Raw genomic sequence first — 10,793 nt, 5'->3', positions numbered from 1 at the left:
ACGGAACTCACGGGGATACGGCTTGGGCACAACAACATCCTTCCACGCCCACCTCTCGGCAAGCGAACTCAGATGTCACACACCCCTTCAGCAGCCCCCTCGGCAGAACAGGCCGTGGCCAGTACCGCCAGCGAACCGACCGCCAACACCGTGAGTACACGCTTCATCAGTTGAACAGCCCCCTCCGTCGCCGCCCCCGGCGTTCTTCACATCCGCACCGGCTTGCTCGTCGGACTCCTTGTAGACGTTTCGCCCCCACACCTCACTCGCAGACCAACCCCCAACCAGCCGCCTGCAACCAACGTGATGGCCGGGTACACCTAGGACTGAGCTTTCAGGTTGGCAACCACCCAGCTAGCGACCTGCTGACCCGGTTTACAGGAGTCCTTGCCCTCTTGCTCGGCATCCGCGCCGAGCGTGCCACTGACGGAGATCGCGTACTCATCCGCAATGCCCACCATGGTGGTGCACATCGGGTCCGTGTCGCTCTCCTTGAACTCCACGGCGGGGTAGCCCTCGATTGGGTCAATCTCGTTGAAGACCGGCATACGGGGCTGAGTGTTGGCATAGACGGCACTGAGTCCCTGCCCGGTTTCCGTTTGGAACCCAACAGTGATGGCCGACTGATTGGAGCTATGACTCCACCGACAGCGGGCGCCCAGTTCCTCTACGTCACTGCGCTGACCTTGCGACACTCCGTCACCTAGAGCTGTCTTGACCTGCTCTGGCGTTAGCGCTTGGCACGGGTCGCCGGATACGACCGACTCAGGCAACGGGTTGTGGACCGCAGGTGCACCGCTGTGCGGAAGCTCAGAGGGTGCACCACTGCTAGCGGGCGCAGATGAAGCCTCAGCAGTAGGGGAGCCTTGGGGCTCTGCCTGGCCGTCCTCGGTTGAACAGGCCGTGGCCAGTACCGCCAGCGATCCAACCGCCAGGGTTACAAGTACCCGCTTCATCAGTTGTACAGCCCCCCTCCGTCGCCGCCGCCGGCGTTCTTCACGTCCGTACCCGCTTGCTCGTCGGACTCCTTGTAGACGTTCAGGGCCTTCCGAAGCTTCTCGGCAATCGCCCGGGCGTGCTCCCACTGCGCCTTCACGTTGTCCGCTCCCAGTTCAAACATCCGGACCGCAACGTTGTTGAAGTGCACGCTTCCAGGGTCTTCAGCCGGTGGTTGCGTGGAGGTCAGCTCTCGGGCAATCGTCGCCTGCTCTTCAAGCTGATCGACGATCCAGTCCGCCTTAGCCACCAGGCCTTCGGCGGTCTCCAGGTCCATGAGGAAGCCCCCGACGGGTCCGGCTGCCTCGTTGACCCAGCCGTCCGCTGTCGCAGTGCCCTTGTCGCCCTTGACCGCGAACGTGACTTGTCCCAGGGGTTGGCACCCGTGGCTGCAGTGTCACCCGCGTTGTCTGTCATGCCCCAGTGCTCCCCATCACGTGGTAGGCCAACGGAAGCCTAGCGTAACGGCCTGCTGACACGGCCAGGACAGGTTTCGGGTAGATAGCTGACCGATTCAGCTCACACGTTGAACCGGAACTCGACCACATCGCCGTCGTGCATGACGTACTCCTTGCCCTCCATGCGGACCTTGCCTGCCGCGCGGGCATCGGCCATGGAGCCGGCAGCCATGAGGTCGTCGTAGGACACGACCTCGGCCTTGATGAAGCCACGCTCGAAGTCCGTGTGGATGACGCCCGCCGCCTGCGGCGCCGTCGCGCCCTGCGGGATCGTCCACGCGCGCGCTTCCTTCGGGCCCGCCGTGAGGTACGTCTGCAGACCCAGGGTGTGGAATCCGGCGCGGGCGAGCGCGTTCAGCCCCGGCTCGTCCTGGCCGACCGACTCCAGCAGCTCGGCCACCGCCTCCTCGTCGTCGAGTTCGAGGAGTTCGGCCTCGACCTTCGCGTCGAGAAACACCGCGTCGGCGGGCGCGACCGTCTCGGCCAGCTCAGCACGCTTCGCCTCGTCGGTGAGAACGCCCTCGTCGGCGTTGAACACGTACAGGAACGGCTTCGTCGTCAGCAGGCTCAGCTCGCGCAGCAGCTCGAAGTCGACCTCCTTCTGCGCCGCGAACAACGTCCGCCCGGAGTCGAGGATCTCCTTGGCCTTCTTCGCGTTCTCGAAGGCTGGGCGCGCCTCCTTCTTGGTGCGCGCCTCCTTCTCCATCCGTGTCAGCGCCTTCTCGAGCGTCTGCAGGTCGGCGAGAATGAGCTCGGTGTTGATCGTCTCGATGTCGGACGTCGGGTCGATCGTGCCGTCGACGTGCGTCACGTCCGGGTCGTCGAACACGCGGATGACCTGGCAGATCGCGTTGGCCTCACGGATGTTGGCCAGGAACTTGTTGCCGAGTCCCGCACCCTCCGACGCGCCCTTGACGATGCCTGCGATGTCGACGAACGACACCGTCGCGGGCACCGTCTTCGCCGAGCCGAACATCTCCGCCAGCTTGTCGAGCCGCGCGTCCGGCAGCGGCACGACACCGACGTTGGGCTCGATCGTCGCGAACGGGTAGTTCGCCGCGAGCACGTCGTTGCGGGTCAGGGCGTTGAACAGGGTGGACTTGCCGACGTTGGGCAGGCCGACGATGCCGAGGGTCAAACTCACGACTCGTGAGTGTACGTGCCGCCCCACAGCGGCTCGGCATGCCGGGGACGAGCCCGCGTCGCCGCGTCCGATTTCCGCGAGTCACTCCTGTGACCTGGTGGCAGGATCGACGTCATGACCGACACCGGCATCACCGCGATCTGGCGCGACGGCGACCGCTGCTACGCGGCCGTCACGTCCCGCGACGCCCGGTTCGACGGCCAGTTCATCACGGGCGTGCGCACCACGGGCATCTACTGCCGTCCGTCGTGCCCCGCTATCACGCCGAAGCGCGGAAACGTCGAGTTCTTCCCCACCGCCGCGGCCGCCCAGTCCCGCGGCTTCCGCGCCTGCCGCCGCTGTCTGCCCGACGCCGTTCCCGGCTCGCCCGAGTGGAACGTCCGCGCCGACCTCGCCGCCAGGGCCATGCGGCTCATCGCCGACGGCACCGTCGAACGCGAGGGCGTGCCCGGGCTGGCCCGCAGGCTCGGTTACTCGGAACGGCAGCTCGGGCGAGTGCTCAGCGCCGAACTCGGTGCCGGACCGCTCGCCCTCGCCCGCGCCCACCGGGCCCACGCGGCGCGACTGCTGATCGAACGGTCCACCATGCCGCTCACCGACGTCGCCTTCGCCGCCGGATTCGCGAGCGTGCGCCAGTTCAACGACACCATCCGTGAGGTCTTCGCCATGACACCGTCCGACCTGCGCGCCCGAGCCACACCCCGACGCGGCGAACCGGAGCCCAACGGGGCCGATGAGGTCGGCACGACGCTCACGCTGCGTCTTCCGCTGCGGCCCCCGTTCGACGGCGAGGGCCTGCTGGCGTTCCTCGCCGCCCGTGCCGTCGACGGCGTCGAACAGCTCACCCCGACGACCTACAGCCGCACGCTGCGCCTGCCCCACGGACCCGGCCGCGTGACGCTCTCGCCCCACGACACCCACGTCCACTGCCGCGTGTGGCTCACCGACGTGCGCGACCTGTCCGGCGCCGTGGCCCGCGTGCGCAGACTGCTCGACCTCGACGCCGACCCGCTCGCCGTCAACACGGCGCTGGCCCGCGACCCGGCACTCGCTCCGCTGGTCGAGGCGGCACCGGGACTGCGCGTGCCCGGCGCGGTCGACGGCCCGGAGCTGCTGATCCGCGCCATGCTCGGCCAGCAGGTGTCCGTCGCGGCCGCACGCACCGCCGCGGGACGGCTCGTGGCCCGGCTCGGCGAGCCGCTGCCCGGCGACGGCCCGTCCCGATTGTTTCCCACCGCAGAAGTGATTGCCGGCCACGAGGGAGACGCGCTGCGCGGACCACGGCGCAGGGTCGAGGCGATCCGCACCGTCGCGGGTGCACTCGCCTCCGGCGACCTCGACGTCCACGCCGGGCGGGACCCCGCACGACTGCGCGCCGACCTGCTCGCCCAGCCCGGAATCGGCCCGTGGACCGCGGACTACGTGCTCATGCGCGCGCTCGGCCACCCCGACGTGCTGCTCGAGGGTGACCTCGTGCTGCGCCGCGGCGCCGCGGCAGCCGGAATCGACGTCACCACCCTCGCCGACCGTGCGGCGGCCTGGCGTCCGTGGCGTTCCTACGCAGGAATGCACCTGTGGCGAGCCGCCGACGCAACTGCGGCCACTGCAACTCCGGCCATTGCAACCGACACCGTCATCCAGGAGGAGCGAGCCCGATGACCACCGCCCACTGGTCCACTCTGGACACCCGAATCGGACCGTTCACGGCGATCGTGGCCGCAGACGGCGCGGTCCTCGCCTCCGGCTGGACCTCCGATGTGGACAGCCTGCACAGCATCGTGTCCCCCTCGCTGCGCGCAGGGCAGCTCCGCCGGACGCGCGATCTCGGCGAGGTCACCACCGCGGTCCGCCGATACCACGCGGGCGAGTTCGACGCCGTCGATCCGATCCCGGTGCGTCAGCGCGCCGGCGAGTTCCTCGCCCACGCCTGGGACGTGCTGCGCAGCGTGCCCGCGGGCAAGCCGGTCACCTACACCGAGTTGGCCGCGCTCGCGGGCAGGCCCGACGCGGTCCGCGCGGCCGCGTCGGCCTGCGCACGCAACGCCTGCGCCCTGTTCGTGCCGTGTCACCGCGTGCTGCGGATCAGCGGCGCGATGGGCGGCTTCCGTTGGGGCGTCGACGTCAAACGCTGGCTGCTCGACCACGAGAGCGACGGGTGAGCGTCCGGCCGATCAGCCGCCGGGGGCCATCGGAGGCGCGGCGGGCAGCTCGGGCTGCGAGGCGAACAGGTCGAGATACATGCCGCCCGCGAGCACCAGCCCGATCAGGCCGAGCACCAGCCCGCCCACGGCCAGTGCCGTGACCCAGGGACGTGCGTCGGAACGTCGCGTGTGGACGAGGAGCACGACGGCCCCGATCACGGCCGCGACGAGGGCGATGACCCCGTTGACCAACGCGGTGGTGTGCCACGGCGCGCCGTAGAACGACTCGATCTGGTCACTGCCTGCGCCACCCATACCGGCCTCGATCTGGCCCATGATCTCCTGGCGGGCGCGCAGCATCTCGCTCAGCGGGTTGCCGATGAGCGAGCTCAGTCCGAGTCCGGTGCTCACCACGGCGATGCCGCCGAGCACGCCCGAGCCGGAACCCTTGCCGGATCCCGCAGCCGCCGTCGGCGGAACCGTCGCGGCGGGCTGAAGCAGCCACTCCGAGTCCGGCTCCTGCGGCGTGCCCTCCGGGGCGACGTCCCGGTCACCGCCGTGCTCCGAATTGCCCTCCCGAATCTGCTCGCCGTCCTGGCCGGTGCCCTGGGCGTCCTCGGGGTCGGTGGCCACGGTCGCGTTCGTCTGTTCGGTGCCGTCAGAATTCATTGCCGGGGAACCTACGCGCTCGGACCTGATACTCCAGTGAAGTATCGCCTCGCAGGCGCGAGTCAGGCCACGCCGATGTCGCCGTCGAGGCCACCTTCGAGCAGCAGCGTCGAGCCGCCCCTGCCCTTGCGCACCCGGAGCCGGGTGGGGATGCGCTGACGCAGTTCCTCCACATGCGACACCAGGCCGACGACACGCCCACCCGCACGCAGGTCGTCCAGCACGTCCATGACCACGTCGAGGGTCTCGCCGTCGAGCGTGCCGAAACCCTCGTCGACGAACAGCGTGTCGAGCAGCGCACCGCCGGTCTCGGCCGCCACGACGTCAGCCAGCCCGAGCGCGAGCGACAACGACGCGAGGAAGGACTCCCCTCCGGACAACGTCTTCGCCGACCGCACGAGTCCGGAGTAGTCGTCCAGCACGTCGAGCCCCAGTCCACCGCGCGTGTTGCGCCTGCCCGGGTCGTCGGAGTGCACGAACGAGTAGCGACCGTGGCTCATCGACCGCAACCTCGCGGTCGCGGCGAGTGCCACCTCCTCCAACCGCGCGGCCAGCACGTAGGACCGCAGCGACATGCGGCGGGTGTTCTGCCCGCGGCCGTTGACGACGTCGGCGAGCGCCTCCAGCTCCGCGTACTCCTCCTCCACGGGAGCCAGCTCGCGCAGGGCCTGGCCGAGCTGCTCGCCCAGCGCGTCGAGATCCCCTGCCCGCTGGGTGCACGCCTGGAGCGTCGCCGCGTCGCGTTCCGCCGCGGCGCGCGCCTCCTCGGCAGCCTGGCGTGCGGATTCGACGTCGACCACGTCGTCCGGACGGACGTCGGCCAGTTCCGGTTCGGCCAGCACCGCCCGCGCGGCGGCCTCGGCCTGTTCCGCTTCGGCGAGGAGCCGTTCCAGTTCGGCGATCCGCTCCCCGGAGCGCGCGGCCGCGCGGGCCTCGTCGACGTCGGCGAACTCCGCCTTGCGGGCCGCGGCGACCGCGGCCTCCTCCTGCTCCTGCAGGCGGACGCGAGCGGCGTGCAGTTCGCTGCGCGCGTCGGCGAGCGCCTCGAGGGCGGAGGCCAGTTCGGTCAGGTGCCCCCGCCGCGCGCCGACGTCGGCGAAGCCTGCCGCGGCCTCCTCGAGACGTGCGGTGCGCTGCTCGACCTGCTCAGCGAGCGCGCGACGCTGTTCCTCCGCCGCGGTGGCACGCTTCTCGGCCTCGGTGCGGCGTGCCGTCAGGTCCTCGTGCTCGGACTCCGCGGCACGGACCGCGGCCTCCAGTTCCTCCTTGCGCGCGGCCGACTCCGAGGCCGCGACCAGTTCCTCACGGACACCGGTGAGTTCGGAACGCAGCGACTCGGCGGTGTGCTCACCCAGCCGTTCCCGCACCGCGGCCAGCGACGCCTCAGCCTCGTGGCGCGCGGCGGCCGCGGCGTGCCTGCGCTGTTCGGCCTGGTGTTCCGCGTCCGTGGCGGCCTGTTCCTCCGCCTCGCCGACCGGATGACCCGCCGTCGCCGGATCGGGATGCGTCGTGGACCCGCAGACCGCGCAGGGCGCGCCGTCGGTGAGTTCGCCGGCCAGCTCCGCGGCCATGCCCGCGAGCCGCCGCGCCCGCAGGTCCAGCACGGTCTCGCGGGCACTCTGGTGGGCGTCGACGGCGGCCTGCTCGGCCTCCCGCGTCCTGGCCGCCTCCTGTTCGAGCCCTGGCAGCCGTTCGGCTTCCGCGAGCAGCTCCGCGAGATCGGACTCGCGGGCCCGCACGGTGTCGAGACGTACCGATGCCTCGCTCGCCGCGTCGAGTTCGGCGCGAAGCCTGCGGGTCCGGTCGGGCAGGCCCTCCAGCTGCTCACCCAACGCGGCGGCCTGCGCCGTGGCCCTGGTCGCCGTCTCGACGAGGTCCTGCAGCCGGGCCCGATCGCGTTCCTGCTGCTGCGCCTCGTCGACGAGCCCGGCCAGCGCGCCCGCTTCCTCGCGGACCTCACCCGCACGTGCCCGCAACGACGTGACCTCGGGGAGTTCGGCGTCGGTCACGCCGAGCGTGGCCAGCGCCCGCTGAGCGGCGGCGTCCGTGTCCTCGGCGCGCTCGACCCGGGTGCGTTGCCGGTCGACCTCGGCGGCCAGTTCGACGACCGATGCCGCCCGGCGCGCGGCTGCCAGCTCGGCGCGCCATTCGCCGCGCAGGTCGGCCTCCTTCTCGAGACCGGCCAGGCTCTCGTGCGCCGCTCGGACCCTGCGCACCCGCTCGGCCACGACCCTGCGCCGGTCGAGCACCGCGGCCGCGTCCTCGCGGGCCCTCGCCGACGCGTCGGCCGCAGCCCTCGCCTCCACGACCGCTTCGGCCGCGCGCTTGCGGACCTCGTCGACCCAGTCGACCCACGCTCCGGGCCCCGTGTCGTCGTCCTCGGGCGGGTCCTCGCGCGCGACCTGACCGATCCGCGCGAGCCACTCCCGCACCGACTGCCTGCGCTCGTCCAGCTCACGGCGCCTGCTGCGCTTGCGTTCCACGAACCACTGTTCGACCGCACCGAACCGTTCGGTGCCGAACAGCTTGCCCAGCAGCTCCTCCCTGTCCTCGTTCCTGGCACGCAGGAAGCGCGCGAACTCGCCCTGCGGCAACAACACGAGCTGGAAGAACTGCTGCGCCGTCATGCCGAGCAGGTCGGTGACGACCCGCGCAACCTCGTCGATACGGGTCACGCCGTCCGCCGAGTGCCCGCCCGGCGGCTCGTCGACCCACTTCAACGACGCCTTCGCCGGCTGTTTCGTGGTGCCCTCGCCGCGCCGCTTCGGCCGTTCGTACTCGGGACTGCGCGCGATCCGGAACCGGTGCCCCTGCACGGTCAGCTCGAGGACCACCTCGGTCGGCGTCGCCTGGTCGGCCACGTCGCAGCGGAACCGCTTCACCTCCGCGCGCGCCCCGGGAACCTCGCCGAAGAGCGCGAACGCGACGGCGTCGAGCAGTGTCGTCTTGCCCGCTCCCGTATCGCCGTGGAGCAGGAAGAGCCCGTCGGCACCGAGCGCGTCGAAGTCGACGACCTCGCGGGCCGCGTACGGGCCGAACGCCGAGACCTCCAGTCTGTGCAACCTCATGCCGGCTCACCGTCCTGACCCGGATCGTGTTTGCCCGCAGCCTCGAGCGCGGCCACGAGCCACGCGTCCTCCCGTTCGCTGGGCGGGGCGCCGCGGCAGTCGTCGAGAAAGCCCCTCGCGATGTCCACATCGGATCGGCCGCGAACTGCCTCGGCGTACCTCAGCACGGGTTCCTTCCGCCCCTCCGGTTCCCAGTCGAGGTGCACGGCGTACGGGAACCGCTCACGGAGCCTGCGCATCGCGTCGACGGGACGCACGCGGTCGATCAGCGTCGCCGACACGAAACAGTCGGTCACGTCGTCGTGCTCGGCCGAGGTGAGCAGCTCCTCGAGTGTGCCGCGCAGCGTCGCGAGTCGCCGCGGGACCGGCAGATACCTCCGCTCGATCCCGCTGACGCCACTTTCGTCCACATCGAACAGAAACACCGATTTGCGTTGTGACATCTCGGAGAACGAGTACGCCAGCGGGCTTCCCGAGTACCGCAGCCGCTCGTCGAGCACCTGAGCACCGTGCAGATGGCCGAGCGCGACGTAGTCGATCCCCTCGAACACCGAACCGGGCACCTGCTCGACCCCGCCGACGGCGATGGTGCGTTCCGAATCGCACCCCATGCCCCCGGTGACGAACGCGTGGGCGAGCACGATCGATCGCGTCCCACTCGGCCGCGTCGCCAGGTCCTCGCGGACGCGGCGCATCGCCTCGGTCAGCACCGCGGTGTGCCCGCGTCCCTCGATGCCCAGTGCGTGCCGCGCGGTTTCCGGCTCCAGATAAGGAATGCCGTACACGGCCACGGCAGGTTCGGAGGCCTCCTCGGGCAGCAGCACCGGGTCGGCGATACCGGAGACGGTCGTGCGCAGGTGGAGTCCGCCTGCGGCCGCGAACTCGGCGAACGCGCCGAGCCGTGCCGCGGAATCGTGGTTGCCCGAGGTCAGCACCAACCGCGCGCCCGCGTCCCTGATCCGCCGCAGCCCCTTCGTCGCGACCCGCACCGCTTCGGCCGACGGCACGGCCCGGTCGTAGATGTCACCGGACACGAGCACGACGTCGACCGCCTCCGCGGTCACGAGGTCCGCGAGGTGGCCCAGGATCGCCCCCTGCTCGGCGAGCAGGTCCGCGCCGTGGAACGTCCGTCCCACGTGCCAGTCGGAGGTATGGAGCATGCGCACGCGATCAACGCTAGGACCCGTGGCCGACAGAACCCCGCACGCCCACCCGGCGTGTCACTCGAACGTGCGTTCGCATATCGTGCTCGGACGGTTTCTGTCAGGGGTGTGCGCCATCCTTTTCCGCACGACGCCCGCAAGCACGAGAACGAGACGGGAGCATGCGCCTTGGCTTCGACGGTGTTCGCCGCGGTTGCCACGATCACCGCACTGCTGCTGGCAGGTGCGGTCGCCGTGCTGTGGCGGCTGTACCAGGACGGCATGCGCAGGGCCGACGCCGCGGCCAGGCAGGTCGATGCCGAACGGGCGAAGCTGGACCGGCAGCAGGCGGCGCTGCGCCGGTACGAGGTGGCGTTCGCCTCGATCAGCGGCAGGGGCGAACTGGGCGAGCACGTGCTGGTCGAGACCGCACGAGCGCTCGGACTACGGGAGGGCCTGCACTACACGCTCCAGACCGACCTCGCGGGAGGCGGTGCGGCCAAGCCGGACATGGTGCTGCGGGTCGGCGGCGACCGCACCGTTCCCGTCGACGCGAAGGCGAGCCTGGCGATCTGGGCCGAGGCGGTCGAGACCGACGACCCCGACGAACGCATCGACGCCCTGCGCGTGCATGTGCGCAACCTGCGTTCCCGGGCGACCGAGCTGGCCGGCAAGGGCTACCAGCGGTGGGCGGACGCGATCTACGGCACGGTGATGTTCGTGCCGTCCGACGCCGCGGTCGTCGCGGCGCTCGACACCGATCCGGAACTGTTGCGCTGGATGCTCGACCGACGCGTGTTCCTCTGCGGCCCCACCGGATTCGCCGTGGTGGCCTCGGCCGCGATGTTCGCGGCGACCGAGCGGACGCTGCTCGACGACGTGGAACAGGTCCGCGCCTCCGCGGCGTCGGCCCACCGGGCCGCGACGGGCGCCGTCGATGCCGTGAACCTGTCCAGCACGCATCTGCAGCGGTTCCTGTCCGCCCGGAAACGAGAACTCGAGGCGCTCGAGAACTTCCGCACGGCCGTGTCCCCACTCACCGAGACGGCAGCGAGCCCCGCTCCCGTTCCGGCGATCCGCAACAGCGACGAGACGGCCACGGGCTGAACCGAGGACTCTGGTTCATACCGCTTTCACACCGAAGCGCTGCATGTGGGAGATCTCACCCGCTCGGT

The 10,793-nt window shown here is 70.7% G+C and carries 9 protein-coding genes; 3 read left to right on the top strand and 6 right to left on the bottom strand.

Features of this window, described 5'->3' with window-relative positions; all coding sequences use genetic code 11:
- Positions 1–320: 320 nt before the first annotated feature.
- The 3 genes from IF64_RS0110100 to ychF form a co-directional block, all read right to left on the bottom strand.
- Entirely contained in the window at positions 321–956 is a 636-nt protein-coding gene (locus IF64_RS0110100) for a DUF3558 domain-containing protein (protein ID WP_030531789.1), read from the bottom strand.
- Positions 956–1,273, bottom strand: a complete 318-nt coding sequence (locus tag IF64_RS0110095) for a hypothetical protein (RefSeq protein WP_051757655.1) — start codon at positions 1,271–1,273, stop codon at positions 956–958. The genes IF64_RS0110100 and IF64_RS0110095 overlap by 1 nt, the downstream gene beginning before the upstream one ends.
- A gap of 242 nt (positions 1,274–1,515) precedes the next feature.
- Positions 1,516–2,598 carry a redox-regulated ATPase YchF gene (gene ychF, locus IF64_RS0110090; protein ID WP_030531787.1) on the bottom strand — a complete coding sequence of 361 codons (1,083 nt, stop codon included), beginning with the start codon at positions 2,596–2,598 and terminating at the stop codon, positions 1,516–1,518.
- A 114-nt stretch (positions 2,599–2,712) separates the two neighbouring features.
- On the opposite strand from ychF, the gene IF64_RS0110085 reads away from it, so the two are divergent.
- The gene (locus IF64_RS0110085; RefSeq protein WP_051757653.1) at positions 2,713–4,257 is read left to right on the top strand and encodes a DNA-3-methyladenine glycosylase 2 family protein; all 1,545 of its coding nucleotides are present in this window, start codon (positions 2,713–2,715) and stop codon (positions 4,255–4,257) included.
- Complete coding sequence (locus IF64_RS0110080) at positions 4,254–4,757, top strand: methylated-DNA--[protein]-cysteine S-methyltransferase (protein WP_030531785.1); 504 nt, start codon at positions 4,254–4,256, stop codon at positions 4,755–4,757. The genes IF64_RS0110085 and IF64_RS0110080 overlap by 4 nt, the downstream gene beginning before the upstream one ends.
- 12 nt (positions 4,758–4,769) lie before the next feature.
- Here the strand turns inward: IF64_RS0110080 and IF64_RS0110075 are convergent, their stop codons facing one another.
- From IF64_RS0110075 to IF64_RS0110065, 3 genes are all read right to left on the bottom strand, one after another.
- Positions 4,770–5,408, bottom strand: a complete 639-nt coding sequence (locus tag IF64_RS0110075) for a hypothetical protein (protein WP_036876115.1) — start codon at positions 5,406–5,408, stop codon at positions 4,770–4,772.
- 62 nt (positions 5,409–5,470) lie between these two features.
- Positions 5,471–8,476 carry an AAA family ATPase gene (locus IF64_RS0110070; RefSeq protein WP_030531783.1) on the bottom strand — a complete coding sequence of 1,002 codons (3,006 nt, stop codon included), beginning with the start codon at positions 8,474–8,476 and terminating at the stop codon, positions 5,471–5,473.
- A complete protein-coding gene (locus IF64_RS0110065; protein WP_030531782.1) occupies positions 8,473–9,642 on the bottom strand; it encodes an exonuclease SbcCD subunit D in 1,170 nt (389 codons plus the stop codon). The genes IF64_RS0110070 and IF64_RS0110065 overlap by 4 nt, the downstream gene beginning before the upstream one ends.
- A 165-nt stretch (positions 9,643–9,807) precedes the next feature.
- Between IF64_RS0110065 and rmuC the strand changes: the two genes are divergently transcribed.
- Positions 9,808–10,725 (top strand): DNA recombination protein RmuC, encoded by a 918-nt coding sequence (rmuC, locus tag IF64_RS0110060; protein WP_030531781.1) that lies wholly within the window; start codon positions 9,808–9,810, stop codon positions 10,723–10,725.
- Positions 10,726–10,793: the final 68 nt, after the last annotated feature.

The sequence above is a fragment of the Prauserella rugosa genome (assembly GCF_000719975.1).
GTDB lineage: Bacteria > Actinomycetota > Actinomycetes > Mycobacteriales > Pseudonocardiaceae > Prauserella > Prauserella rugosa.
Note: the sequence above shows the minus strand (reverse complement) of the source record. Positions and strands in the feature narration are given on the sequence as shown.

Bases quoted from the DNA above. Each gene is read 5' to 3' on its own strand.
- IF64_RS0110095 (WP_051757655.1), bottom strand. From the start codon at position 1,273: ATGGACCTGGAGACCGCCGAAGGCCTGGTGGCTAAGGCGGACTGGATC.
- IF64_RS0110080 (WP_030531785.1), top strand. From the start codon at position 4,254: ATGACCACCGCCCACTGGTCCACTCTGGACACCCGAATCGGACCGTTC.
- IF64_RS0110100 (WP_030531789.1), bottom strand. From the start codon at position 956: ATGAAGCGGGTACTTGTAACCCTGGCGGTTGGATCGCTGGCGGTACTG.
- IF64_RS0110070 (WP_030531783.1), bottom strand. From the start codon at position 8,476: ATGAGGTTGCACAGACTGGAGGTCTCGGCGTTCGGCCCGTACGCGGCC.
- IF64_RS0110075 (WP_036876115.1), bottom strand. From the start codon at position 5,408: ATGAATTCTGACGGCACCGAACAGACGAACGCGACCGTGGCCACCGAC.
- IF64_RS0110085 (WP_051757653.1), top strand. From the start codon at position 2,713: ATGACCGACACCGGCATCACCGCGATCTGGCGCGACGGCGACCGCTGC.